The sequence below is a fragment of the Sphingomonas sp. BE138 genome, assembly GCF_031456125.1.
Classification (GTDB): domain Bacteria; phylum Pseudomonadota; class Alphaproteobacteria; order Sphingomonadales; family Sphingomonadaceae; genus Sphingomonas.
This window is the reverse complement of record NZ_JAVDUC010000003.1, coordinates 308,793-332,904: the sequence shown is the minus strand read 5'-3', so window position 1 is coordinate 332,904 and position 24,112 is coordinate 308,793. Positions and strand designations below refer to the sequence as shown.

The following is a 24,112-nucleotide window of genomic DNA, read 5'->3' as shown; positions in this document are numbered from 1 at the left end:
GCATCGTTCGATCTATGTTCCGCGCATGATCGAATATGTCCTCGTCGCGCTGATCGCGGTCGCGCTCGGCGCCTTGCTCGGCTGGCTGGCGGGAAAGCGCGACGCCGCCGGTTACCGGCGTGAACGCGACGAGCAGGTCGAGCAGTTCAAGCGCGCGATCACCGACCTTGCCGGCGCCGAGGAGCGCGCCCGCGCCGCCGAGGCGCTGCGTGTCGAACTCGCGCAGGCCCGCGACGAGCGCGAAGCGGCGCGGCTCGCGGTGTCGCGGCTGGAGGCCGAAGGGCGCGCCGCGGAGCAGCGGATCGCCGACCTGCGCACCGCCGCCGACGAGATGAGCCTGCGCTTCCGCGAGGTCGCCACCAATGCGCTCGGCGAGGCGCAGAAATCCTTTCTCGAACGCGCCGAGGCGCGCTTCCGTCAGGCCGAGGAGCAGTCGGGGCAGGGGCTGCGCGCCTTGCTCCAGCCGGTCAACGACCGCCTGCAACGCTATGAGGAAGGCGTGGCGAAGATCGAGGCCGAGCGCCGCGATGCCTTCGGTCAGCTGCACGGCCAGATCGAGGCGATGCGCGCCGGGCAGGAGCGTGTCTCGGGCGAGGCGGCCAAGCTGGTCAACGCGCTGCGCAACGCGCCCAAGGCGCGCGGCCGCTGGGGCGAACAGCAGCTCCGCAACGTCCTCGAATCCTGCGGCCTCGCCGAGCACACCGATTACCGGATGGAGGTCAGCGTCGCGAGCGAGGAGGGCGGGCGGCTGCGCCCCGACGCGATCGTGCGCGTGCCCGGCGGCAAGTCGCTGATCGTCGACGCGAAGGTGTCGCTCAACGCCTATCAGGACGCGTTCGGCGCAGTCGACGAGGCCGAGCGACAATTGGGTCTCGCCGCGCACGCCGCCTCGATGCGCGCGCACGTCAACGCGCTCGGCGCCAAGGCCTATTGGACGCAGTTCGACGATGCGCCCGAATATGTCGTGATGTTCGTGCCCGGCGAACATTTCCTCTCCGCCGCGCTCGAACATGACGCGGGCCTGTGGGACTATGCCTTCGAACGCCGCGTGCTGCTCGCGACGCCCACGAACCTGATTGCGATCGCGCGGACCGTCTCGGCCGTCTGGCGGCAGGAGAAACTGGCGCGCGAGGCGCAGGAGATCGGCGCCCTCGGCAAGGAACTCTATCAACGGCTCGCGGTGATGGGCGGCCATGTCGCGCGGCTCGGCAAGAACCTCGACACCGCGATGGGCGCCTACAACAGCTTCGTCGGCAGCCTCGAGAGCCAGGTGCTCACCAGCGCGCGCCGCTTCGAGACGCTCAACATCGACACCGGCAACAAGTCGCTCGACCCGCTCCCGGTCGGCGAACAGGCCGCGCGGCCGTTGACCAAGCTGGTCGCGGTCGAGGACGCGGCGGAATGATGGCGCGGATGCTGTTAATCTTCAGGAGGTAAGGGCGGGGGCGGAGCGGGTGTTCCGGTGCAAGTGATGGCTAGTGGACAATCTCGGTCGTCAAAGGTGATCTGCACCGCGATGCGTGTTGTCGGCGTGGGACGAAGATGTCGCACATAGTCGCGATCTAGCCGCAAGTTGGTGAGGATCGGTAAGTAGCCATGCTTCCAGATGCGTGAACCGATCCGGGAACGGGAGCAGTCGACAAGTTGAGCGACATGCAAACGACAGCTAAGTTCTTGCGGCGGCAGTTTCGGATCGACCATGTCGTGCCGTAACCGGGCCTGTGTGGCGGCGTTGTTCCAGATGACAAGCGGAGCTGATCGATCGTTTTCGGGCCAACCGATCACCATCATCTTACCGAAGATGATCCCCTCCGACGACCGTTCGACAGGAGTGCTAAGCATCATCTGCGAGGAAGCGTCGGCAATCACGGCTTAGTCCATCAGTAACGGCGATGCGACGATCCTGAACGAATTAAATTCTGCTGGGGCGGCTCAATAACCTGATCGATTGCGTAAAATCAAACTCTCACCGATGCCGCGCCAGCACCTCATAGGCCATCACCGCGGTCGCCACCGCCGCGTTCAGGCTGTCGGCCTTGCCCAGCATGGGCATCTTGACCAGCAGGTCGCACGCCGCCTCATATTCCTCCGGCAACCCTTGCGCCTCGTTCCCCGTCAGCAGGAAGGTCGGCGCGGCATAGGGCGCGTCGCGATAGCCGTTCTCGGTCTGCAGGCTCAGCCCAACCAGCTGTCCCGGCCCGCCGCGTAGCCAGGCGAGGAATTCCGGCCAGATCACCCGCACGATCGGCACCGTGAACAGCGCCCCCATGCTGGCGCGCACCGCCTCGGTCGAGAACGGATCGACGCATTCGTCGACCAGGATCAGCGCACCGGCGCCCACCGCGTCGCCGGTGCGCAGGATCGTGCCGAGGTTGCCCGGATCGCGCAGCCGCTCCGCCACCAGCCAGATCGGCGCCGATCCGCGGTCGAGGTCGTCCAGCACCGCCTCGAACGTGTCGAACACGCCGACCACCGCCTGCGGATTGTCCTTGCCCGACAGCTTGGAGAGGATGTCGGGGGTCGTCTCGATCGCCTCGCCGTAATCGCGCTCGACCGCGTCGATCAGCGCGCGGACCAGCGGATGCCTGGCACTGGCATCGGCGAAGAACAGGATCCGCGGCACGCGGCCGGTCTCCAGCGCCTCGGTCAGGATGCGCAGTCCCTCGGCGAGGAACAGCCCTTCCTCGCGGCGATGCCGCTTGTCGCGCAACGCCTGCACGCGCTTGACCAGCGGATTCGAAAAGGACGTGATGACCTTGGGCATCGCGGCGACGTCGACGGAGGATCAATCCTCGCCGAACTTCCCTTCGACCAGCGCGCACATCGTCGCGACCACGTCGTCGGCGCCGTCGCCCTCGGCGGAGATGGTGATATGGTCGCCCTTGGCCGCGCCCAGCATCATCAACCCCATGATCGAGGTGCCGATCACCTGCGAATCGCCCTTGGCGACCGTCACCGGCACCGGCTGCCCCGACGCCAGCGTCACGAACTTGGCGCTCGCGCGTGCGTGCAGCCCGCGGCGATTGGTGACCTCGACGGTGCGCGACGCGCTCACGCCGCCGCCTCGCCCAACACTTCGGACGCGACGGAGATATACTTGCGCCCGGCCTCGCGCGCGGCGGCGACCGCGGCGGTCACCGTCATCGCCTTGCGCGCCGACTCCAGCCGGATCAGCATCGGCAGGTTGATGCCCGCGATCACTTCGATCCGGCCGCGTTCCATCAACGAAATCGCGAGGTTGGAGGGCGTTCCTCCGAACAGGTCGGTCAGCACGATCACCCCGCGGCCTTCGTCGACCTCCCCGATCGCGGCGGCGATGTCGGCGCGGCGCGCCTCCATGTCGTCGTCCGGGCCGATCGCGACGGTGCGCACCTGCCGCTGCGGTCCGACGACATGCTCCATCGCCACCACGAATTCGTCCGCCAGACGCCCGTGAGTCACCAGTACCAACCCTATGACCGGGCCCGACATGTTCTTCGACAATCCGTTCATTGACCCTGTGGGCGTCCCTCGAGCGCATCCTGCGGGGCCGCCGCCAGGTCCCGATGCACGATGGTGGGGCAAAATCCCGCGTCGCGCAACCGTTTGCCCACGCGCTCGGCGACATGGACCGAGCGATGCTTGCCGCCGGTGCACCCGAACGCGACCGTGACATAGGGTTTCCCCTCCGCGCGATAGCGGGGGAGCAGCAGCAGCAGCAGCTCCTCGATCCGCGCCATCGCCTCCGGATAGGCGGGATCGGCAGCGATATACGCCGCCACCGCCGGATCCTGTCCCGTATGGGGACGAAGCGCCGCATCCCAGTGCGGATTCCGCAGGAACCGCATGTCGAACACCATGTCGACCCCGGCCGGGATGCCGCGCGCGAAGCCGAACGATTCGATCGTCAGCGTGGTGCCGACGCCGGTGTCGCGCGCGAACATCTCCCGCACCTGCTGCGCCAGCGCATTGGCCTTGAAGGTCGTCGTGTCGATCAGCCGGTTGGCGCGCGCGCGCAAGGGCGCCAGCAGCCTTCGCTCGCGCTGGATGCCCTCCACCGCCGGGCGATCGTCGGCCAGCGGGTGGCGCCGCCGCGTCTCGGCGAAGCGCCGCGTCAGCTCCTCGCCCGAACAGTCGAGGAACAGCAGGCCGACGTTGTCGCCGCGCTCGCGCAGCTCCTCGAAGCGGCGCAGCGCGGTATCGGCGTCGAAGTTGCGCGTCCGCGTCCCGAACCCGATCGCCAGCGGACGCGGCGTCTCGGCAGGATCGACCGGCGGCGCCACGACGCGCGGCAACAGCGACAGCGGCACGTTGTCGATCGTTTCCCAGCCGAGGTCCTCCAGCGTCTTCAGCACCGTCGACACGCCCGCGCCCGCCATCCCGGTCACCAGCAGCACTTCGTTCATGCGGTTTCCCCCGTCTGCGCGGCCAGCGCCCATTCCACCTTGATCGGCGCCGAGGGCCAACGCGGGTCGATCACCACCTCCGGCACCGTCACGCCGTTCAGCACGATCGCGCGCGGCTCGGGCATGCGTTCGTCCTCGCTCGCCAGGATCACCGCCAGCGCCACCGGCACCGCGGCGAGCGCGGGCCGCGCGACGATCCCGATCCCGCGCACCTCCATGCGCCCCGCGATCGTGGCGGGCGACTCCGCGATCAACACGCCATGCTCTTGGGAAAGAACGGTATAGTCATCGGCGACCAGAACGGCTCCGCGATCGATCAGTCGCATCGCCAGGTCGCTTTTGCCCGCACCCGACGGTCCGGTCAGCAGCACGCCGCGCCCGCCGATCGCCACGCAGGTCGCGTGGACCGTCACCGGCGACCCGGTCACTTGCGCCCCGCCAGCGGCAAGCGCACCACGAAGCGTGCGCCGCTCAGGCGGTCCTCGCGCGTCTCCACCCCGATCTCGCCCTGGTGCCCCTCCACGATCGTCCGCGCGATCGCCAGCCCCAGCCCGGAATGCTGCCCGAACGTCTCCTGCGACGGGCGTACCGAATGGAAGCGGCGGAACACCGCCTCGCGCGCTTCTTCCGGCACGCCCGGCCCCTCGTCCTCGACCCATATCTCCAGCATCGAGCGGTCGGGCCGCGCCGCGATGCTGACCAGCCCGCAGGGCGGCGAGAAGGAGATGGCATTGTCGATCAGGTTCGCGAACACCCGCTCCAGCCGCGCGCCCTCGCCGGGCACGACCAGTTCGCCGTCCGGCGCATCGAACCGCAGCCGGATGCCGTCCGAGACGCCGCGCGCCTCGCGCTGGGCGACCATCGCCGACAGCATCGCGCCGACATCGACCGGGTCGAAGGTCGCGCGGCTCAGCTGCGCATCCAGCCGCGACGCCTCGGAGATGTCGCTGATCAGCCGGTCGAGCCGATGCACGTCGTCGTTGACGATCGCCAGCAGCCTGGCGCGCAGTTCGGGATCCTCGACCCGCCCCATCGCATCGGTGGCGGAGCGCAGCGAGGCGAGCGGGTTCTTCAACTCGTGCGTTACGTCGGCGGCGAACGCCTCGGTCGCGTCGATCCGCGCGCGCAGCGCCAGCGTCATGTCGGACAGCGCGCGCGCCAGCATCCCGATCTCGTCGCGCCGCTCGGGCAGCCGGGGCACGATCACCTCGCGCGCGCGGCCCAGGCGCACCCGCACCGCCGCGCGCGCCAGCAGCCGCAGCGGCACGACGATCGTGCGCGCCAGGAACAGCGACAGCCCGATCGAGATCGCTGCCGCCACCAGGATCACGACGCTCAGCCGGAAACGTTCGGCGCGCACCCGCTCGGTCACGTCGCGCGCGTTGACGGTCGTCATCAGCGCGAGGCTGCCGGGCAGGGGCGCGGCGGCGGTGATGACGGGCGTGCGATCCGGGGCGCGCCACAGCGTCTGGGCGGCCGGCGCTCCCCCCAGCACCGCGCGCACGTCCGGCCAGCGCCGCCCGTCGCTGCGCTCGCGATAGCCCGGGGCGAGCGGCGCGCGCACGATCCGGTCGATCGCGGCATCCAGCCAGCGTGCGCTGCGCCGGGCCAGCGGGTCGTCGTCGGGATCGTCGAGCCGGAAGTTCGCCACCCCCAGCGCGCGGCTGTCGGCGAGCAGCGCGCCGCCGCGATCGTACAGCCGTACCCGCAGGCCGGTCTGCCGCGCCAGCCGTGCGATCGTGGCGGGCCGCGCATTCGGCGCGATCGGCGCCAGCGCTTCGGTCATCAGCTGCACCTCGCGCCCGGCCTGTACCGAGCGCTGGTCCAGGATGCGGCTGCGGAACGATTCGAGATAGAAGAACCCGCCCGCCAGCAGCAGCAGCGTGAGCACGTTGACCGCCAGGATCCGCGGGGTGAGCGACACCTTGCCCGACCACGCGCGCGCCTGCTCGGCGGCGTCACTCCTCCGAAAAGCGGTAGCCGGCGCCATACAGGGTCTCGATCGAGTCGAAGGCGGGATCGGCTTCGCGGAACTTGCGGCGCACGCGCTTGATGTGGCTGTCGATGGTGCGGTCGTCGACGTAGATGTCGTCCTGGTACGCCGCGTCCATCAACTGGTTGCGGGTCTTCACGATGCCGGGGCGCTGCGCCAGCGTCTCCAGGATCAGGAATTCGGTGACGGTCAGCGTCACCGGCTTGCCGTCCCACGTCACGCGGTGGCGCGCGGGATCCATCACCAGCCGTCCGCGCTCGATCGGGCCCTGCACCGCCGCCTCGCCCTCGGCACCGGGCTGCGCGGGTTCGGTGCGGCGCAGGATCGCGCGGATGCGCGCGATCAGCAGCCGCTGGCTGAACGGCTTGGCGATATAATCGTCCGCGCCCATCGCCAGCCCCAGCGCCTCGTCCAGCTCGTCGTCCTTGCTGGTCAGGAAGATCACCGGCAACCGGCTCTTCTCCCGGAGTCGCCGGAGCAGCTCCAGCCCGTCCATCTTCGGCATCTTGATGTCGAAGATCGCCAGGTCGGGCGGATTGTCGGTCAGCGCCTTCAGCGCCGCTTCGCCGTCCGAATACAGCCGGGTCATAAACCCCTCGGCCTGGAGCGCGATCGACACCGAGGTCAGGATGTTGCGGTCGTCGTCGACCAGCGCGATCGTGGCGGTCATGGCAGGGTCCGGGTCATCACGACCGCAGGGGTAGGGCAAAGCACCATGGCGCTCAATGGGGACAACTCGGCGCGTTCCTGTTTAACACGTTTGACGCGGGCGCGCCGCCGCAGTATTTTGCGGCCACGAAACGCGCCCAAGAAGGCGCAAAGCTGGAGAACAATGTTGAGCGATCGCATCCCCGACGCCGGACTGGCCGCGCAGGGCATCCACACCCGCGCCACGCTGCACTGGAACCTGGTCACCGCGCGCCTGACCGAGACCGCCGTCGCGCGCAGCGAGGGCAAGCTGTCCGCCGACGGGCCGCTGGTCGTGCAGACCGGCAACCACACCGGCCGCTCCGCGCAGGACAAGTTCATCGTCCGCGATGCCGAAACTGAATCGACCGTGTGGTGGGGCAAGTCGAACAAGGCGATGGAGCCGGCGCATTTCGCCGCGCTCAAGGCCGATTTCATGGCCGCGCTGAACAACAAGAGCGACCTGTTCGTCCAGGATCTGTACGGCGGATCGCAACCCGGCCACCGCGTCCGCGTGCGCGTCATCAACGAGCTGGCGTGGCACAATCTGTTCATCCGCACGATGCTGGTCCGTCCCGAGGAGCAGGACCTCAAGGGCTTCGTCCCGGACTACACGATCATCGACCTGCCCAGCTTCCGCGCCGACCCTGCGCGCCACGGCTGCCGCAGCGAGACGGTGATCGCCGTCAACATGACCGAGAAGCTGATCCTGATCGGCGGCACGCGCTACGCGGGCGAGATGAAGAAGTCGGTGTTCGGCATCCTCAACTACCTGCTCCCGCCCACCGGCGTGATGCCGATGCATTGCTCGGCCAACATGGGCGCGGACGGGCGCACCGCGGTGTTCTTCGGCCTGTCGGGCACCGGCAAGACCACGCTGTCGGCCGATCCGAAGCGCACGCTGATCGGCGATGACGAGCATGGCTGGTCCGACGACGCGGTCTTCAATTTCGAGGGCGGCTGCTACGCCAAGATGATCCGCCTCTCGCCGCAGGCCGAGCCGGAGATCTTCGCCACCACCAAGCGCTTCGGCACCGTGCTCGAGAACGTGGTGATGGACGAGGTCACGCGGCAGCTCGACCTCGACGACAACAGCCTCGCCGAGAACAGCCGCGGCGCCTATCCGATCGACTTCATTCCGAACGCGTCGGACGAGAACATGGGCGGCACCCCGCGCAGCATCGTGATGCTGACCGCCGACGCCTACGGCATCCTGCCCCCGATCGCGAAGCTGACTCCCGAGCAGGCGATGTACCATTTCCTCTCGGGCTACACCGCGCGCGTGGCCGGGACCGAGATCGGCGTGACCGAGCCGGACGCCACCTTCTCGACCTGCTTCGGCGCGCCGTTCATGCCGCGCCATCCGTCGGTCTACGGCAATCTGCTCAAGGAGCGGATCGCGAAGGGCGGGGTGGATTGCTGGCTGGTCAACACCGGCTGGACCGGCGGCAAGTACGGCACCGGCCATCGCATGCCGATCAAGGCGACCCGCGCCCTGCTCGACGCCGCGCTCGACGGCAGCCTGAACGACGCCGAGTTCCGCACCGATCCGAACTTCGGCTTCAAGGTGCCCGTCTCGGTGCCCGGCGTCGACACCGCGATCCTCGATCCGCGCGAGACCTGGGCCGACAAGACCGCCTATGACGCGACCGCGGCGAAGCTCGTCGACCTGTTCAACGAGAATTTCGCGCAATTCGCCGACCACGTCGACCAGGGCGTGCGCGAGGCCGCCCCGAAGGCGAAGGCGAACGCCGAAGCCTGACCGGGCCGGAAGGGGGCCGCATCACCGCGGCCCCCTGTCAGTCACGCCGCCGCCGGACGCGTACCGCGGCGGCGCAACGCCGTGCCCGCGACGCCGAACCCGACCAGCATCATCGCCCAGGTTCCCGGCTCCGGGACCGCGGCACCCCCGGTGGTGAGCGTGTCGATGCTGAACAGCACGCCGGTTTCACCGACATCGTCGCGGCGGAAGCGGATGCGCGCGTAATTGGCCGGGTTCGCCGCCAGCGATACGTCGGTCGGCAACGTCGGTCCGATCGGCGTTGCCGATGTCGCATCGAAGCTGAAGTCGATCGGTGAGAAGCCCGAAAACTGTCCCTTCCACGGCCCTGCCGCGTTGCCGAAGATCGAGAAGCGCTCGCGGCCAGCCATCGTGTCATAGCCGACCGACATGCCGGCGACCGGCAGCGAGGCCGACGCGTTGTCCATCGTGAAGGTGCCGCCGATCGGCACGGCGCTGTACCAGGCATAGGTCTTCGACGAGAACGTCGGCGTGGCCGCGGTGTCGTAGGAGAGGGTCAGCTTGTACGTCGAGCCGAGCGCATAATGGGCAAGAAAGGCTTTCAGCGCATCGGGGTTGCTTTCAAACCCCGGGCTTCCGTTCGGCATCCGGTGTCCCGTCACCTTGCCGGAAATCGTCACATCAACGATGGCGGCCTGCGCCGCAGCCGGCGCGACCAACGCGGCGACGCTGGCCGCCCGGAACACTGCATTCATGATGACTCCCCCGTTAACGTCTCCCGTGTAAAGGGCGAGTTTCGAGGCTGCAATCGTGTCCCGCCGCTCCCCCCTAGCGATAATCCCGCATCGCGGTTACATGGCGCGCCACCTCCTCTCCCCACAGGATTCGGCGCCTCCCATGAACATTCGTCTCGGCCTCACCTTCGACGACGTGCTGCTCGTGCCCGCGGAGTCGAGCGTCCTGCCCGGCGAGGCCGACACCCGCACGCAGGTGACGCGCGGCATCGCGCTCAACATTCCCGTCCTCTCCTCGGCGATGGACACGGTGACCGAGGCCGACATGGCGATCGTCATGGCGCAGCTCGGCGGCATGGGTGTGCTCCACCGCAACCTGACCGTCGACGAACAGGTCGCGGCGGTGCGGCAGGTCAAGCGCTTCGAAAGCGGCATGGTCGTCAACCCGATCACCATCGCCCCGCAGGCGACGCTGGCGCAGGCGCAGGCGCTGATGGCCGCCAACCGCATCAGCGGCATCCCGGTGGTGGAGGCGGACGGCAAGCTGGTCGGCATCCTCACCAACCGCGACGTGCGCTTCGCCGAGAACCCGAACCAGCCGGTCGCCGAGCTGATGACGCGCGACAATCTCGTCACCGTCTCGACCGGCGTCGCCAAGGAAGAGGCGCGGCGCCTGCTGCACCAGCGCCGCATTGAAAAGCTGCTGGTCGTCGACGACGCCTATCGCTGCGTCGGGCTCATCACCGTCAAGGACATCGAAAAGGCGGTCATGTACCCGGAGGCGACCAAGGACGCCGCGGGTCGCCTGCGCGTCGCCGCCGCCACCACGGTCGGCGACAAGGGCTTCGGTCGCACCGAGGCGCTGGTCGACGCCGAATGCGACCTGATCGTGATCGACACCGCGCACGGCCACAACAACGAGGTCGCGCGCGCGGTCGAGCGCGTGAAGAAGCTGTCGAACGCGGTACAGGTCGTCGCGGGGAACGTCGCCACCGCCGAGGCGACGCGCGCGCTGATCGACGCGGGCGCGGACGGGATCAAGGTCGGGATCGGCCCGGGTTCGATCTGCACCACCCGCGTCGTCGCCGGTGTCGGCGTCCCGCAGCTGACCGCGGTCATGGACTGCGCCGAGGCCGCGGCAAAGGCCGGCGTGCCGGTCATCGCGGACGGCGGCCTGCGCACGTCGGGCGATCTCGCCAAGGCGCTGGCGGCGGGCGCCTCGACCTGCATGGTCGGCTCGCTGCTCGCCGGTACCGAGGAAGCACCAGGAGAAACCTTCCTTTATCAGGGGCGTGCGTACAAATCCTATCGTGGCATGGGAAGCGTCGGCGCGATGGGCCGCGGCTCGGCCGACCGCTATTTCCAGGGCGAGGTCCGCGACCAGCTCAAGCTGGTGCCGGAGGGGATCGAAGGGCAGGTGCCGTACAAGGGCCCCGCGCGCGACGTGATCCACCAGCTGGTCGGCGGGATCAAGGCGGCGATGGGCTACACCGGCTCGGCGACGATCCAGGACCTTCAGGCGCGCGCGCAGTTCGTCCAGATCACCGGCGCCGGGCTCAAGGAAAGCCACGTCCACGACGTGACGATCACCCGCGAAGCGCCCAACTATCCGACCCGCTGAGACCCGCGCCAAGACCCGCACCTGTCCTACACCGCCGGTTTATGGCAGGGCGGGGCGATGACGTGCCCGCGCGACCGACCAGCTGTAGCGACCACCCGAAATAAGGCCGGTGTGATCTCAACATTCGCGCCTCCAACGCGCGATCGTCTCAACATTCGCAACATTCGCGGTGTCGGATTCTGTCGCATAGCCGTCACCCCGGCGAAGGCCGGGGCCCAGTTGGGGGAGGCTGTTGGCCTGAAGCGACCGCTTCGCCGCTGGACCCCGGCCTCCGCCGGGGTGACGGCAGGAAAGGGGCGAGCGCGTCACCGTTTCATCGTTCGCCCTGAAGAGCGGCCGAGCTTGGCGACGCCTGTCCTGATCCACGTCGATGCGGCGCGTCTCGAAGGGGCGTCTCACATCCCCGAATTGATACTGAGCCCTCCACGATGACCCCCGCCGCCCGCACCCAAGCCGCGATCGACCTGCTCGACGCGATCATCACCGCCGCGCAGGAAAACGGCGCCGCTGCCGATACGCTGATCGCGCGCTATTTCGCGCAGCGCCGCTACGCCGGCTCCAAGGACCGCCGCGCGGTTCGCGAGCTCGTCTATGCCGCGATCCGTCGCCTCGGCGAGCGCCCGACCGACGGCCGTGCCGCGATGCTCGCGCTCGCCGCCACGGATCCGGCGCTGGCGGCGACCTTCGACGGCTCGCCGCACGGCCCCGTACCGATCGCCGACGAACCTCGCGCCGCGGAGGGGCTCCACCCGCGCTGGCTGGAGGATCGCCTGACGGCCTCGGGCCTCGACCGCGCCGAGCAGCAGGCGCTGATCGAGCGCGCACCGCTCGACGTGCGCCTCCACCCCGATCATGCCGCGCTCGACCTGCCCGGCGCCGCGGCGATCCCGGGCCTGCCGCTCGCGCGCCGCCTCCCGCAAGGCACCGACATCGCCGCGCTTGCCGGCGCGGTCGAGGTGCAGGACGCCGGCAGCCAGGCGGTGACGCTCGCCGCGGACGCGACGGCGGGGATGACGATCCTTGACCTGTGCGCCGGGGCAGGGGGCAAGAGCCTCGCGCTCGCCGCGCTGATGGGCAATCATGGGCGCATCATCGCCAGCGACGTCGACCGTGCGCGCCTGTCGCGTCTCGCCCCGCGCGCCGAAAAGGCCGGGGCGACGATCGTCGAGACGCGCCTCCTCAACCCGCAGCAGGAGGTCGCCGCGCTCGCCGACGTCAGCGCCGACGTCGTGCTGATCGACGCGCCGTGCTCGGGCACCGGCACCTGGCGTCGCAACCCCGAGGCACGCTGGCGGCTCACGCCTGCGCGGCTCGACCGGCTGATCGCGACCCAGCGCCACGTGCTCGGCGTCGGCGCAGGGGCGGTGACGCCCGGCGGTGCGCTCGTCTACATCGTCTGTTCGCTGCTCGACGGCGAGGGGCCGGCACAGGTCGATGCGTTCCTCGCCACGCACCCCGGCTGGCAGGCCGAGCCGCTCGCCTTGCCGTTCGGCCGTCCGCACGGCCCCGGCCTCCGCCTCACGCCCGCGCATGACGGCACGGACGGTTTTTTCGTCGCACGCCTGCGGGCGCCATGCTAACCGGACCGGATCGTGTCGAAGCTGGAGCCGTTCATGCGTTTCACCGCCATCGCCGTGGCCGCCTCGCTGGCGCTGGTGTCCGTCTCCACCGCGCTTCACGGCCAGCGCCCCGACGACCAGATCGACGCGCGCAGCCTGGCGCTGCTGCAACAGGGTAAGGCGGCGAAGGCGGCGGGCAATCTCGACGGCGCCACCGACCTGCTCGAAACCGCGGTCACCGTCGATCCGCGCAACCGCCAGGCTTTCGTGGTCCTCGCCGAGGTGGCCGAGGCGCGCGGGCTGCCGGGCAAGGCGATCCGCCTCTATCGCGAGGCGCTGTTGCTCGAACCCAACGACGTGACCGCGCTCGCCGGACAGGGGGAGGCGATGGTCGCCAAGGGCGCGGTCGAGCGCGCACGCCAGAACCTCGCCAGGGTTCGCTCGCTCTGCAAGGGCGCGTGCCCGCAGGCGTCGACGCTGGCATCGGTGATCGCGAAGGGCCCGCCGGTCACCACCGCACAGGTCGGCGCGAACACGACCACCGCCGCAACCGGCGCTGCGCCGATGTCGAAGGACTAGGCGCGGTTCAGCTGAGCCGGCGCGCGACGGCGACAAACTCCGCGACGCTCACCGTCTCCGCCCGCCGCGTCGCCTCGATCCCCTCCGCCTGCAGCGCCTCCAGCGCGCCCGGCACCCCGCGCAGGCTCTGTCGCAGCATCTTGCGCCGCTGTCCGAACGCCGCTGCCGTCACCCGCTCCAGCGCCGCGAGCGCGACACCCTCCGGCGCCTCGGCCGGGGTGATATGCACCACCGCCGACATCACCTTGGGCGGGGGGGTGAAGGCGGAGCGGTGCACCGGCATCGCGATCCGCGCCGCCGATCGCCATTGCGACAGCACCGCCAGCCGCCCATAGGCATCGCCGCCGACCGGCGCGACGATCCGCTCCGCCACCTCGCGCTGGAACATCAGCGTCAGCGACCGCCACCACGGCATCCACCCGGCGGACAGCCACCCGATCAGCAACGCGGTCCCGACATTATACGGCAGGTTCGACACGATATGCGGCGCACCTACGAACAGCGCACGCGCATCGATCTCGGTCGCATCGCCCTCGATCACGCGCAGCTTGCCCGGATACGCCGCCTCCAGCTCGGCAAGCGCGGGAATGCAGCGCCGGTCGCGCTCGATCGCGGTCACCCGTGCGCCCTGCGCCAGCAACGCGCGCGTCAGCCCGCCGGGGCCGGGCCCGACCTCCAGAACCTCGGCATCGTCGAGGTCGCCCGGGATGCGCGCGATCCGGCCGAGCAGCTGCGCGTCGAAGAGGAAGTTCTGCCCCAGCGCCTTCGACGCGGACAGGCCGTGGCGCGCGATCACGTCGCGCAGCGGCGGCAGCTCGGGCGCGGTCATGCGGCCGGCAAGCAACGCGTACGGTGAGTCGCGGCCTGATCCGCCATCAGGATCGCCGCGATCGTCGCCCCCGGGTGCGCCAGCCCCTTGCCCGCGATCCCGAATGCCGTGCCATGATCGGGCGAGGTCCGCACGATCGGCAGCCCCAGGGTGATGTTGACGCCATCGTCGAAGAACAATGTCTTCAGCGGCACCAGCGCCTGGTCGTGATACGGGCAGAGCGCGACGTCATACTCGGCCCGCGCGCGCGCGTGGAACATCGTATCCGCGGCCAGCGGTCCGCGCACGTCGATCCCCTCGGCGTGCAGCTGCGCGATCGCCGGGCGCATCACCTCGATCTCCTCGCGTCCGAGCGCCCCGTCCTCGCCGGCATGCGGGTTGAGGCCCGCAAAGGCGAGCCGCGGCCGCTCGATCCCGAAGTTCCGCATCATCGCCCGCGCGGTGACCCGTGCCTTGGCGAGGATCAGCTCGACGGTCAGCAGCGCCGGTACGTCCGCCAGCGGCACGTGCGTCGTCATCGGCACCACCCGCAGTCCGGGCCCGGCCAGCATCATCACCGCATTGGCGCGCGCGATCCCGCAGCGTTCGGCGACGAACTCGGTCTGTCCCGGATAGGTGAAGCCGGTCTGATAGAGCTGCGCCTTCGACACCGGTCCGGTCACCAGCGCGCGCGCCGCGCCCGATCGCACCAGCCCCGTCGCCATTTCCAGCGCCCGCACCGCACAGCGCGCGCCGTCCGCATCGGGCGCGCCGGGCACGATCTCGCCCGCGTCCTCGACCGTCAGCACCGGCAGCGCGTCGGGGAATACGTCGCCGACCGCGCTCAGGTCGGATACCGCTGCGACCGGCCCGTCCCAGACCCGGGCGATCGCGCGCCGGTCGCCGATCGCCACGAACGGCGGCAGCGCGCGTGCGACCCGCGCGTCCCACGCCTTGGCGATCGTCTCCGGCCCGATCCCGGCGGGATCACCCATCGATACGACGATCGGCGCGGTCATGCGTTCGTCCTCAGCGATATTCGATCACCGCGTCGCGACGCAGGTCGCGCAGCGCCTGCTGGGCGCGCAGGTTGACGCGCTGCTGCTCCAGCTGGTTCTGGATCTGCTGCGCGCCCGGCAGCTGTCCGCCCTGCGCCTCGTCGCGCCCGCACATCACCAGCGTCCGCACGCCTTCGGTCGGCGAGCCGAACGGCGGAGTCGCCTGGCCGACCTGCAGCTTCAGCATGATCGCCTGCAACGGCGGGGGCAGGTCGCGAATGCGGATCGCGTCATTGTCGACCACCTCGGCGTTCAGCGATGCCGCGACCTTGTCGACCGAGCCGCAGCCCTGCAACTTCTGGATCGCGCTGGCAAAGGCGCTGGTGCGCGCGGTCGCCTGCGCCTGCGTGGTGCCGGCGGGGAACTTGATCGTCAGCTGCTTCAGGCTGAGGCGTGCGTCGCGCGGATCGGCCATCAACACCTGCCGCTTGTCGACGAGATACAGGATCGAGAAGCCGCCCGGCGTCGCCACCGGCCCCGCGACCTGCCCGACCTGCATCGTCTGCGCCGCCTCGGCGAGCGGCGCGGGCAGCTGTGCCGCTCGCACCCAGCCGAGATCACCGCCGACGCCGCGCGTCGACGCCTCGGAGAAGTTGCGCGCGAAATAGCTGAACGGCGCCTGGCCCTTGCTGATCTCGGCGATCAGCTGCTTGGTGTTGTCGAACACCTGCTGCTGCCGGTCCGGCGTCGCGGCGAGGTAGATTTCGTTGAGGTGATATTCCTCGGTGCCCTTCGCGGCCTCCAGACGGTCGAGGATCGCCTTCACTTCCTCGTCGCCGACGTTGACGAACGGCTCGACGCGCTTGCGCAGATAGCGGTTCCACGCCAGCTCGCCCTCGATCTGCCGCCGCAGCGAGCGGTCCGACGATCCCTGCTCGCGCAGCCAGGTGGTCAGCGTGGCGGGCGTCTTTTGCAGGTTGCGCGCGACCCCGGCATAGGCCTGGTCGATCTCGCCCTTGGTCACCGTGATGTCGGCGACCTTGGCCTGCTGGATCTGCAACGTCTCGTCGATCAGCTGGCGCAGCACCTGAAGCTGCAGCCGCTCGCGCTCTTCGGCGTTCAGCTTCGCACCGTTCGCGGCGGCGATGAAGTTGACGCGCTGGTCGACATCGGTGCCGGTGATGATCGCCTCGTTGACGATCGCGGTCGCCTTGCGGACGTTCGGATCGACCTTGCCGAAGATCTGGAGATCGGCCGGCAGGTTCAGCCCGGTGGGATCACGTGCCGGCGGTGCGGCATCCTGCGCCAGCGCGACGCCGGTCACGCCCAACGCCACGATCGTGCCCAGCAACCGGCGGGTCAACGCCGCGCCTTTCGTTTTCGTCATCACGTCCGTCTCGAAATCCCGATGAAGCGCCCACGGGCACCACGGCGCCTGTGCCGGAAAACAACTGAACCGCGGCTTAGCGACCGAGGTTCTTGAAGGAAAGCGTCAACAGATAGCTGTTGCCGCTGCGTGCGTCACCGATGTTGCGGTAATCGCGCTTCCACGTCAGCCCCAGATCGAGACAATCGTCCTCGTACGCGACGCCGACGCGGTGCCTGATCGGATTGAACCCGTCGGAGGTCGACAGCGGATCCTCCGCCCGGTCGGTCAGGTCGACGATCGCCGATCCCCATACCGACCAGAAGCGGGTGATGCCGACGCGCCCGCCGGCGCGCACTTCCTCACGATCCTCAAGGTCCTCCAGCACGTCGATGTCGCGGTTCAGCCGGAGGTAGCCGATCGTCGCATAGGTTTGCCGCGTACCCACCGTCGCGTCGATCTCGTTGCGACGCACCGAGAAATTGTCCTTGTCGATGCGATAACGGTGCGTCAGCGTCACGAACTCGCCGAAGCGAATGTTGGTGCGCCCGACGATGTCGGAGAAGCGGTCCGACAGGCCGGTCCCGTCGGGCAGGATGCTCGGCCGCTCGGCCAGGCGGTAGCTCTGCCCGACGTTGGCGGAAATCGCGATCCGGTCGAGGTCGAGCGCCCATTCCGCGCCATAGGTCACGCGGCTGCTGTCTTCCCAGCGATCGTAGCCGGAGAAGCGGTTGAGCGCGAACAGGTTCGAATCTTCGAGGTCGACCGCGCGCGCGTCCTCGTTCGGGATCTGGATGTTGCGCGTCTTGGGCGTCGCGACGATCTGCACGCGCGGAGTGAAACGCTGGAACCCGCCGAACAGCTCGCCGACGAACGGCCAGCGCACGTCGGCGGCCAGCGCGCCGATCAGCCGCGTCTGAAACCCCTCGAACCCGCGATAGCTGACGATCGAGGTCGCCGCGACGTTCTGCGTGTCATAGGCATCGGCGCGCCCGAACGCGGTCAGCGTCACTTCCTGCCCCAGGACGGTGATGCCGCGCCAATCCCAGCGCGCGCTGCCGAACGCGCGCTGCGTGTCCTGCCCCGACTTGCGCCCGATCGCCAGCGAGTTGAGCTGGACCTGAAGCGTCCCGCCCAACAACGCGTCGGGCACGCGGCGACGGTAATCGACCTCGGGCAAGGCGACCGGCTGCATGCCTTGCAGATCGCCGACGCGCAGCGTCTGCACCGCCCAGCCGGCGATGGAGAGGTAGCTGTTCGTGTCGACGCGCTCCAATGCCAGCGTCGTGCGCAACCGATCCTCGTTCGAAATGTCGTAGCGACGCAGGAAGGTGCGATCGGTCACCAGTCGCAGCGACCCCGAGAGGCTCCAGTTGGGATCGAACTGGAAGCGGCCGACGCCGTCGAGATACCCGCGGAACGCGCGTTCGGTGCCCGGATCGTTGACGATCGCCAGGTTCTCGGTCCGCCGGCTGCCGGTCGCGAAGCCGCGCAGCGAGAACGCGCCCAGCTCGTTCAACGCGCTGTACCGGGCCTCCAGCATCGGGATCTCGGAGCTGAAGATATGCGGTGCGACGACCAGCGACTTGTTCGGTCCCAGCGCGAAATTGACCGGCAGCACCAGTTGCGCGCCGTTCAGTCGCGTCAGCCCGAACGACGGCGTCAGCAATCCGGTGTCGTTGCTCGCCGCGACGCTGTGGCTGAAGCGCGGCAGTGCCGGGCTGGAAAGGCCGAACAGGTGGAAGCGCGCGCCCTCGTAATAGACGCGCTCCTTGTCGGGGCGATACGTCACCTTGACTGCCGTGATCTTCCACGTCGGCTCGCGCGGGCAGCCGTCCGATCCGGTGACGGCGCACGGCGAATAAACCGCGCGGTCGAGGTTCATCGTCCCGTCGCCCTCGCGCACCCCGCGCGCCGCCGCCAGCCGACCTCCCTGTTTCAGCACGACCAGAAGATTGTCGACGACGCCGTCCTTCAGCGTGTCGGTCAGCTCGATCGAGTCGCCATAGGCGACGTCACCTTCGGGATTCGTGACCGCGACGTTGCCGGTCGCGACGACGCGCCCGGTCTTGCGGTTCCACACCACCTTGTCGGCGCGCAGCCGCTCGCCGCTGCGCGTCATCCGCACGTCGCCGTCGGCGGTCACCACATCGGCGTTATAATCGTATTCGAGCGCACCTGCGCTGAACTGAACCTGGTCATTCTGGGTCACCGGCGTCGCGGCGGTCGCTGGCGGCGGCGCCACCGGGACCGGCCCACGATCCTGCAACGACTGCGCCGCGACCGGTTGCGCCAGCGCCAGCCACAGTGCGCCACCGGCGAGAAGATCGAACCGCATCACGTCGTTGTCGCTGCCCCGTTCGCGCCGCCCGACCGGAAATGGCGACGGCGCTGTTCGTGCGCCTATCGCATCGCTTCGCAGTACCTGCAACGCTTTGCCATTTGGCGGAGCGGTGCCTAGGTAGGCGGCATGAGGCAAGAGGATACAGGAATGCAGATCGCTTTCGCCGCCGATCGTCCCGCGGACGCCACGGTCCTCGCGCTGGCGGTACGCAACGACGCGGCGCTCACCGGACTGGTCGACGGCGCCGACGCGCTGCTCGCCGGTGCGGCCGCCGGGCAGCGCTTCGCGGGGGAGGCGGGCAGCGTGCTCGACGTGTTCGTGCCGCAGGGCGACAAGGTGCAGCGCGTGCTGCTGCTCGGCGTCGGCGCGGGCGACGATGCCGCGTTCGAGCGCGCCGGCGGCGCGCTGGCCGCGCGGCTGCTGACGTCGGGCGTGACGGCGGCGGTCGCCGACCTGTCGGGCGTGGAGCCGCTCGCCACCGCCCGCTTCGCCGCCGGCGTGGCGCAGCGCGCGTGGCGCTTCGACGAATATCGCACCAAGCTGCCCGAGAAGCAGAAGCCGACGCTGGCGCGCGTGACGATCGTCGGCGACGACGCGGAATGGGCGGGCCGCGACGCGGTCAGCCAGGGCCTCGCGCTCGCCCGCCTGCTCGCGACGCTGCCGCCGAACATCCTTTACCCCGAAAGCTTCGTCGACCGCGTGCTGCAGGCGGTCGACGGCCTCGGCCTCGAGGTCACCGTGCTCGGCGAGCAGGAACTGACCGAGCTCGGCGCCGGCGCGCTCCTCGGAGTGTCGCAGGGATCGCGCCGCGAGGCGCGCGTCCTCGCGCTCAAGTGGAACGGGGCGGGGGCGGACGCACCGCTGACGGCCCTGGTCGGCAAGGGCGTGACCTTCGACACCGGCGGCATCTCGATCAAGCCCGCGGCGGGCATGGAAGACATGAAGTGGGACATGGGCGGCGCGGCGGCGGTGGCCGGCGCGATGCTCTCGCTGGCCACGCGCAAGGCGAAGGCCAACGTCATCGGCGTCATGGGCCTGGTCGAGAACATGCCCGACGGCAACGCGCAGCGGCCCGGCGACGTGGTGACCAGCATGTCCGGCCAGACGATCGAGGTCATCAACACCGACGCCGAGGGGCGGCTGGTGCTGTGCGACTGCATCACCTGGGTGCAGAACACGCACAAGCCGGTGCGGATCGTCGACCTCGCCACGCTGACGGGCGCGATGATCGTCGCCCTGGGTAACGAATATGGCGGCCTGTTCTCGAACGACGACGCGCTGGCCGAGCAACTGCTGGCGGCGGGTCGCGAGACCGGGGACAAGCTCTGGCGCTTCCCGCTGGCGGACGGTTACGACAAGCTGATCGATTCGCCGATCGCCGACATGAAGAACGTCGGCCCGCGCGGCGCCGGCTCGATCACCGCGGCGCAGTTCCTCCAGCGCTTCGTCGACGACGGCGTCGCCTGGGCGCACCTCGACATCGCCGGCATGGTCTGGGCCGACAAGGACGGCGCGACCTGGGGCAAGGGCGCGACCGGCTATGGCGTTCGCGTGCTCGACCGCTTCGTCGCGGACGTGTGCGAGGGGTGAGGCGGGGCCGGTGCAGGTCGATTTCTACCACCTGACCCGGATGCCGCTGGAGCGCGCGCTGCCGCAGATCGCGGCGAAGGTGGTGGCGTCGGGGGCGCGGCTGCTGATCGTCGCCGCCGACGCCGATCGCCGCACCGCGCTGGACCGGCTGCTGTGGAGCTACGCGCCCGACAGCTTCCTGCCGCACGCGCAACGCGGCAGCGCCGCCGATGATCGCCAGCCGATCCTGATCGCCCCCGACATCGACCCCGCCAATCGCGCCCGCCATATCGCGCTGGTCGATGGCGAATGGCGCGACGCCGCGCTCGATTTCGACCGCGCCTTCCACTTCTTCGACGAGGAGCATATCCGCGCCGCCCGCGCGGCATGGAAGGCGCTGGCGGCGCGCGACGGCGTCGAGCGCCGCTACTGGAAGCAGAACGACGCCGGCCGCTGGGAACAGGCGGCCTGAGCGCTCGCTTGCATACTGGCCGCCCTCCGCCTAGGGCGACGCCACTTCCATCCGTTTCTTTTTTCAGGAGCCCGTGACCGTCATGGCCGCGAACCGTACCTTTTCGATCATCAAGCCCGACGCCACGCGCCGCAACCTGACCGGCGCGGTCACCAAGATGCTGGAGGATGCCGGCCTGCGCGTCGTCGCATCCAAGCGCATCCAGATGAGCAAGGAGCAGGCCGAGGGCTTCTACGCGGTCCACAAGGAGCGTCCGTTCTTCAACGATCTGGTCACCTTCATGACCTCGGGCCCGGTCGTCGTGCAGGTGCTGGAAGGCGAGAACGCCATGCAGCGCAACCGCGACATCATGGGCACCACCAACCCCGAGAACGCCGCACCCGGCACGATCCGCAAGGAACTGGCCGAGTCGATCGAGGCGAACACCGTGCACGGCTCGGACTCGGACGAGAATGCCGAGATCGAGATCGCCTATTTCTTCAAGCCGGAAGAGATCGTCGGCTGATATGGACTGGCGCCTGCGCCGTGCGACGCCCGCGGATATCGCGGCGCTGTCGCTGGTAGCAGGCGCCACCTTCCTGGAGGCGTTCGCGGGCATCCTCGACGGTGCCGACATCGTCGCGCACGTCACCCGCAACAGCAGCCCGGACGCCTTCGCCCGCTATATGGGGCAGGGGGCGATCGCGAACCTTGCCGAGGCGGAAGCGGGCGCCGCGCCGCTCGGCTACACGCTGCTCACCGCACCTGACCTGCCCGTCGCGCCCAAACCGGGCGACATCGAGCTGAAGCGCATCTACGCGCTGTTCCCCACCCACGGTACCGGGCTTGGCCCCGCGCTGATGGCGCAGGCGATCGCCGATGCGCAGGAGGCCGGCCACCGCCGCCTCCTGCTCGGCGTCTACGGCGGCAACCGCCGCGCGCAGCGCTTCTACGAGAAACAGGGCTTCACCGTCGCCGGCACGCGCCGCTTCCTCGTCGGCGCGACGTGGCACGACGATTTGATCTACGCGCGCAGCTTGTAACCGCTCGACCATCAACCGAACGGCTACATGATGCGACCGCTCGAGAAGCGGCTCAGATCCCCATCCGGAACGTCACCCGGATGTCGCGCCCGGCCAGCGGCGCGAAGTCCTTCAGCACGCTCGTCGCACGCCGCGCCTCGACGTCGAAGATGTTGTTCGCCGCCAGCAGGATGCTGCGCCGGTCGCTTCCGCCCCACGGGTGCAGCGACAGCGAGGCGTTGACCATCGTATAGCCCGGCGTGCGCGTCTCGAACGCCGCGGTGCGGTCCTGCACGAAGGCATGTTCCACCTCGACGCGCGCCGCGCTGGTGTCGCTGCGTGCCTCCAGCCCGCCGAGCAGCCGTAGCGGCGGGATGCGCGGCACCGGCCCGCGATCGACGACCTGCGCATGAACGTAATCGCCCAGCAGGTCGGCGGTGATCGTATGCGTCCCGACCGTCGCCAGCCGCGCCGACCCGTCGAGTTCGAACCCGTAATAGCGTGCCTTCGCCTGATCGTAGCGGAAGCATGGCAGCTCGATCTCGCCCTGCGCCGCCGCGACGCACGGTGCGTCGTCGACCTGCGTCTCGTAGATGTAATTGTCGAACCAGTTGTAATAGGCCGAGGCATCCAGGCTGAAGATCTGGTTGTGCGCGTGCAGCGTCGCCTCCAGTCCCCACGACGTCTCGGCGCGGAAGTTCGGGTTGCCCAGTTCATAGGCCTGCGTGCCGGCATGCGGCCCGTTGGCGAACAACTCCTCCGCCGATGGCGCGCGCGCGGTACGCGAACCGTTCAGTCCGACCCGCACCCCGTCCGCCAGCGTATAGGCCGCCCCCAGCGACCCCGACCACGTGCCGAAGCGGCGCTCCTGCGCGGTGAAGCGCTCGGTGCCCTCGCGGATACCGGCATCCGCGGTCAGCGTCGTCTGCTCGTAGCGCACGCCGCCCTCGGCCTTGAAGCGCCCGTCCTCATATTGCTGGAGCGTGAACAGCCCGGTTTGCTGCGTCTGGTTGCGCGGCAGGAACGCCTCGTCGCCGACCACGTCGAAGTTGCGGCTGAGATATTGCACGCCGCTCGCACCCTGCCATGCACCGCGCCGCGCCTGCACGACCTCCAGTCGCGCCTCCAGGCCATTGTTGTAGAAGGCGGTGCCGACCTCGCCGTCCTCCTCCAGCTCGAAGTGGCGATAATTGGCGTGCGCCGCGCGGACGCGGATCGCGTCGATCACCGATCCGTGCGGGGTCACTTCGGCGCGCAGGTCGTAGCGGTTCTGCACCACGTCGAGCCGCGGTGCCTCCTGCTCCTGCCCCACCGCCGTCGCATAGCGCACCGGCACGCCGTACAGGCTGTCGTAATGGCCGTAGGACACGCCCAGCATCCCGCCGTCGTTGATGATCGACGCGCCCGCGCCCGCCGTCCACGTCTCCGCCCCGCTGTTGGGCAGCTTGCCCTTCAGCGCGGCGTTGCCCGCGAAGTCGATCGCCTCGTCGCCGTCCTGCGGAACCCCGGCCAGCGCCAGCGACGCACGGCGCGCGGCGCGCGACAGGATGAACCCGCCGGTGCGCAGGTCGTCGGACTTCAGATACGATCCGTCGACGTGCAGGACGAGCGGGCCGACCGCGGTCACATCCGCCGCGCCGCCGACCGATCGTTCGTTCGCCGCGCTGCCATAGGTACCGATCGCATCGACGCGATAGCCGTTTTCGGGCAGCGCACGCGGGATGCGCCGGTCGACGACGTTGACGACGCCGCCCACCGCCGACGAGCCGTAGAGCAGCGCCGCGGGCCCGCGCAGCACCTCGACGCGCTCGGCGAGCAGCGGATCGATCACGACGGCATGGTCCACCGAGGTGTTCGACACGTCGATCGAGCCGATCCCGTCGGTCAGCACGCGGATACGATCGCCCTGGAAGCCGCGGAGGATCGGCCGCGAGGCGTTCGGGCCGAACGAGGTCGCCGACACGCCCGGCAGCCGCGCCAGCGTCTCGCCGATCGTCGGGCGCAGCTCGCGGGTCAGGTTCGCCCCGGTCAGCACCGACGTGCCCTGCAGCACGTCGGTTTCGCTGGTCTGGATCGGCGCGGTGACGATCACCTCGTCGGAACGGTGCGGATCGCGCTGGCGCGACGTATCGCCGGTGGCAGGGGTCGAGGCCGGGGTCTGGGCCGCGGCGGGCAGCGAGAACGGAGCGAGCGCGGCGGCGGCGAGGAGAAAGGCTTTCATGGACGACTCCGTTGTTGGTCGCCGCATACCGCAA

23 protein-coding genes are annotated in these 24,112 nt (G+C 69.5%); 9 read left to right on the top strand and 14 right to left on the bottom strand.

The features are described 5' to 3' along the window. Positions 1–25: 25 nt before the first annotated feature. Positions 26–1,405 carry a DNA recombination protein RmuC gene (locus J2Y58_RS06675; RefSeq protein ID WP_310100491.1) on the top strand — a complete coding sequence of 460 codons (1,380 nt, stop codon included), beginning with the start codon at positions 26–28 and terminating at the stop codon, positions 1,403–1,405. A gap of 14 nt (positions 1,406–1,419) precedes the next feature. On the opposite strand, the gene J2Y58_RS06670 is transcribed toward J2Y58_RS06675, so the two are convergent. The 8 genes from J2Y58_RS06670 to J2Y58_RS06635 form a co-directional block, all read right to left on the bottom strand. After that, positions 1,420–1,869: a hypothetical protein gene (locus J2Y58_RS06670; protein WP_310100487.1), complete on the bottom strand. Its 450-nt coding sequence runs from the start codon at positions 1,867–1,869 to the stop codon at positions 1,420–1,422. Between the two features lie 97 nt (positions 1,870–1,966). Then, positions 1,967–2,764, bottom strand: a complete 798-nt coding sequence (locus tag J2Y58_RS06665) for an RNA methyltransferase (RefSeq protein ID WP_310100483.1) — start codon at positions 2,762–2,764, stop codon at positions 1,967–1,969. 21 nt (positions 2,765–2,785) lie between these two features. Next, positions 2,786–3,055: an HPr family phosphocarrier protein gene (locus J2Y58_RS06660; protein WP_310100481.1), complete on the bottom strand. Its 270-nt coding sequence runs from the start codon at positions 3,053–3,055 to the stop codon at positions 2,786–2,788. Further along, complete coding sequence (locus J2Y58_RS06655) at positions 3,052–3,471, bottom strand: PTS sugar transporter subunit IIA (protein ID WP_310100651.1); 420 nt, start codon at positions 3,469–3,471, stop codon at positions 3,052–3,054. The genes J2Y58_RS06660 and J2Y58_RS06655 overlap by 4 nt, the downstream gene beginning before the upstream one ends. A 17-nt stretch (positions 3,472–3,488) precedes the next feature. Then, a complete protein-coding gene (gene rapZ / locus J2Y58_RS06650; RefSeq protein WP_310100478.1) occupies positions 3,489–4,385 on the bottom strand; it encodes an RNase adapter RapZ in 897 nt (298 codons plus the stop codon). Further along, positions 4,382–4,813, bottom strand: a complete 432-nt coding sequence (locus J2Y58_RS06645) for an HPr kinase/phosphatase C-terminal domain-containing protein (protein WP_310100475.1) — start codon at positions 4,811–4,813, stop codon at positions 4,382–4,384. Before J2Y58_RS06645 ends, rapZ begins: the two co-directional genes overlap by 4 nt. Then, the gene (locus tag J2Y58_RS06640) at positions 4,810–6,375 is read right to left on the bottom strand and encodes a stimulus-sensing domain-containing protein (RefSeq protein ID WP_310100472.1); all 1,566 of its coding nucleotides are present in this window, start codon (positions 6,373–6,375) and stop codon (positions 4,810–4,812) included. The genes J2Y58_RS06645 and J2Y58_RS06640 overlap by 4 nt, the downstream gene beginning before the upstream one ends. Beyond that, positions 6,344–7,048 (bottom strand): response regulator transcription factor, encoded by a 705-nt coding sequence (locus tag J2Y58_RS06635; RefSeq protein WP_310100470.1) that lies wholly within the window; start codon positions 7,046–7,048, stop codon positions 6,344–6,346. The genes J2Y58_RS06640 and J2Y58_RS06635 overlap by 32 nt, the downstream gene beginning before the upstream one ends. 162 nt (positions 7,049–7,210) lie before the next feature. Between J2Y58_RS06635 and J2Y58_RS06630 the strand changes: the two genes are divergently transcribed. Further along, positions 7,211–8,827 (top strand): phosphoenolpyruvate carboxykinase, encoded by a 1,617-nt coding sequence (locus tag J2Y58_RS06630; RefSeq protein ID WP_310100469.1) that lies wholly within the window; start codon positions 7,211–7,213, stop codon positions 8,825–8,827. A gap of 41 nt (positions 8,828–8,868) precedes the next feature. Here J2Y58_RS06630 and J2Y58_RS06625 read toward each other — a convergent pair whose 3' ends face one another. Continuing rightward, entirely contained in the window at positions 8,869–9,561 is a 693-nt protein-coding gene (locus J2Y58_RS06625; RefSeq protein WP_310100467.1) for a PEPxxWA-CTERM sorting domain-containing protein, read from the bottom strand. Positions 9,562–9,703: 142 nt separating this feature from the next. Between J2Y58_RS06625 and guaB the strand changes: the two genes are divergently transcribed. From guaB to J2Y58_RS06610, 3 genes are all read left to right on the top strand, one after another. Further along, positions 9,704–11,161, top strand: coding sequence for an IMP dehydrogenase (gene guaB, locus J2Y58_RS06620; protein ID WP_310100466.1), 1,458 nt, complete (start codon positions 9,704–9,706; stop codon positions 11,159–11,161). A gap of 428 nt (positions 11,162–11,589) precedes the next feature. After that, positions 11,590–12,741: an RsmB/NOP family class I SAM-dependent RNA methyltransferase gene (locus tag J2Y58_RS06615; RefSeq protein ID WP_310100465.1), complete on the top strand. Its 1,152-nt coding sequence runs from the start codon at positions 11,590–11,592 to the stop codon at positions 12,739–12,741. A 33-nt stretch (positions 12,742–12,774) separates the two neighbouring features. Continuing rightward, positions 12,775–13,299 carry a tetratricopeptide repeat protein gene (locus J2Y58_RS06610; RefSeq protein WP_310100463.1) on the top strand — a complete coding sequence of 175 codons (525 nt, stop codon included), beginning with the start codon at positions 12,775–12,777 and terminating at the stop codon, positions 13,297–13,299. 7 nt (positions 13,300–13,306) lie between these two features. On the opposite strand, the gene rsmA is transcribed toward J2Y58_RS06610, so the two are convergent. The 4 genes from rsmA to J2Y58_RS06590 form a co-directional block, all read right to left on the bottom strand. Further along, the gene (gene rsmA / locus J2Y58_RS06605; protein ID WP_310100461.1) at positions 13,307–14,128 is read right to left on the bottom strand and encodes a 16S rRNA (adenine(1518)-N(6)/adenine(1519)-N(6))-dimethyltransferase RsmA; all 822 of its coding nucleotides are present in this window, start codon (positions 14,126–14,128) and stop codon (positions 13,307–13,309) included. Next, positions 14,125–15,126 carry a 4-hydroxythreonine-4-phosphate dehydrogenase PdxA gene (gene pdxA, locus J2Y58_RS06600; protein ID WP_310100459.1) on the bottom strand — a complete coding sequence of 334 codons (1,002 nt, stop codon included), beginning with the start codon at positions 15,124–15,126 and terminating at the stop codon, positions 14,125–14,127. The genes rsmA and pdxA overlap by 4 nt, the downstream gene beginning before the upstream one ends. A 10-nt stretch (positions 15,127–15,136) precedes the next feature. Continuing rightward, entirely contained in the window at positions 15,137–16,492 is a 1,356-nt protein-coding gene (locus J2Y58_RS06595; RefSeq protein WP_310100457.1) for a peptidylprolyl isomerase, read from the bottom strand. 76 nt (positions 16,493–16,568) lie between these two features. Beyond that, the gene (locus tag J2Y58_RS06590) at positions 16,569–18,809 is read right to left on the bottom strand and encodes an LPS assembly protein LptD (RefSeq protein WP_310100455.1); all 2,241 of its coding nucleotides are present in this window, start codon (positions 18,807–18,809) and stop codon (positions 16,569–16,571) included. A gap of 153 nt (positions 18,810–18,962) precedes the next feature. Here J2Y58_RS06590 and J2Y58_RS06585 point away from each other — a divergent pair, with 153 nt between their 5' ends. From J2Y58_RS06585 to J2Y58_RS06570, 4 genes are all read left to right on the top strand, one after another. Further along, complete coding sequence (locus J2Y58_RS06585) at positions 18,963–20,405, top strand: leucyl aminopeptidase (protein WP_310100453.1); 1,443 nt, start codon at positions 18,963–18,965, stop codon at positions 20,403–20,405. A gap of 10 nt (positions 20,406–20,415) precedes the next feature. Then, complete coding sequence (locus J2Y58_RS06580; protein ID WP_310100449.1) at positions 20,416–20,856, top strand: DNA polymerase III subunit chi; 441 nt, start codon at positions 20,416–20,418, stop codon at positions 20,854–20,856. Between the two features lie 82 nt (positions 20,857–20,938). Continuing rightward, positions 20,939–21,361: a nucleoside-diphosphate kinase gene (ndk, locus tag J2Y58_RS06575; protein WP_310100447.1), complete on the top strand. Its 423-nt coding sequence runs from the start codon at positions 20,939–20,941 to the stop codon at positions 21,359–21,361. 1 nt (position 21,362) lies between these two features. After that, positions 21,363–21,878, top strand: coding sequence for a GNAT family N-acetyltransferase (locus J2Y58_RS06570; RefSeq protein ID WP_310100444.1), 516 nt, complete (start codon positions 21,363–21,365; stop codon positions 21,876–21,878). A 52-nt stretch (positions 21,879–21,930) separates the two neighbouring features. On the opposite strand, the gene J2Y58_RS06565 is transcribed toward J2Y58_RS06570, so the two are convergent. Continuing rightward, positions 21,931–24,078, bottom strand: a complete 2,148-nt coding sequence (locus J2Y58_RS06565; protein ID WP_310100441.1) for a TonB-dependent receptor domain-containing protein — start codon at positions 24,076–24,078, stop codon at positions 21,931–21,933. Positions 24,079–24,112: the final 34 nt, after the last annotated feature.

Bases quoted from the DNA above. Each gene is read 5' to 3' on its own strand.
- J2Y58_RS06640 (WP_310100472.1), bottom strand. From the start codon at position 6,375: ATGGCGCCGGCTACCGCTTTTCGGAGGAGTGACGCCGCCGAGCAGGCG.
- J2Y58_RS06590 (WP_310100455.1), bottom strand. From the start codon at position 18,809: ATGCGGTTCGATCTTCTCGCCGGTGGCGCACTGTGGCTGGCGCTGGCG.
- pdxA (WP_310100459.1), bottom strand. From the start codon at position 15,126: ATGACCGCGCCGATCGTCGTATCGATGGGTGATCCCGCCGGGATCGGG.
- guaB (WP_310100466.1), top strand. From the start codon at position 9,704: ATGAACATTCGTCTCGGCCTCACCTTCGACGACGTGCTGCTCGTGCCC.
- J2Y58_RS06585 (WP_310100453.1), top strand. From the start codon at position 18,963: ATGCAGATCGCTTTCGCCGCCGATCGTCCCGCGGACGCCACGGTCCTC.
- J2Y58_RS06595 (WP_310100457.1), bottom strand. From the start codon at position 16,492: ATGACGAAAACGAAAGGCGCGGCGTTGACCCGCCGGTTGCTGGGCACG.
- rsmA (WP_310100461.1), bottom strand. From the start codon at position 14,128: ATGACCGCGCCCGAGCTGCCGCCGCTGCGCGACGTGATCGCGCGCCAC.
- rapZ (WP_310100478.1), bottom strand. From the start codon at position 4,385: ATGAACGAAGTGCTGCTGGTGACCGGGATGGCGGGCGCGGGCGTGTCG.
- J2Y58_RS06625 (WP_310100467.1), bottom strand. From the start codon at position 9,561: ATGAATGCAGTGTTCCGGGCGGCCAGCGTCGCCGCGTTGGTCGCGCCG.
- J2Y58_RS06570 (WP_310100444.1), top strand. From the start codon at position 21,363: ATGGACTGGCGCCTGCGCCGTGCGACGCCCGCGGATATCGCGGCGCTG.
- J2Y58_RS06630 (WP_310100469.1), top strand. From the start codon at position 7,211: ATGTTGAGCGATCGCATCCCCGACGCCGGACTGGCCGCGCAGGGCATC.
- J2Y58_RS06675 (WP_310100491.1), top strand. From the start codon at position 26: ATGATCGAATATGTCCTCGTCGCGCTGATCGCGGTCGCGCTCGGCGCC.
- J2Y58_RS06635 (WP_310100470.1), bottom strand. From the start codon at position 7,048: ATGACCGCCACGATCGCGCTGGTCGACGACGACCGCAACATCCTGACC.
- J2Y58_RS06655 (WP_310100651.1), bottom strand. From the start codon at position 3,471: ATGTCGGGCCCGGTCATAGGGTTGGTACTGGTGACTCACGGGCGTCTG.
- J2Y58_RS06615 (WP_310100465.1), top strand. From the start codon at position 11,590: ATGACCCCCGCCGCCCGCACCCAAGCCGCGATCGACCTGCTCGACGCG.
- J2Y58_RS06665 (WP_310100483.1), bottom strand. From the start codon at position 2,764: ATGCCCAAGGTCATCACGTCCTTTTCGAATCCGCTGGTCAAGCGCGTG.
- J2Y58_RS06565 (WP_310100441.1), bottom strand. From the start codon at position 24,078: ATGAAAGCCTTTCTCCTCGCCGCCGCCGCGCTCGCTCCGTTCTCGCTG.
- J2Y58_RS06610 (WP_310100463.1), top strand. From the start codon at position 12,775: ATGCGTTTCACCGCCATCGCCGTGGCCGCCTCGCTGGCGCTGGTGTCC.
- ndk (WP_310100447.1), top strand. From the start codon at position 20,939: ATGGCCGCGAACCGTACCTTTTCGATCATCAAGCCCGACGCCACGCGC.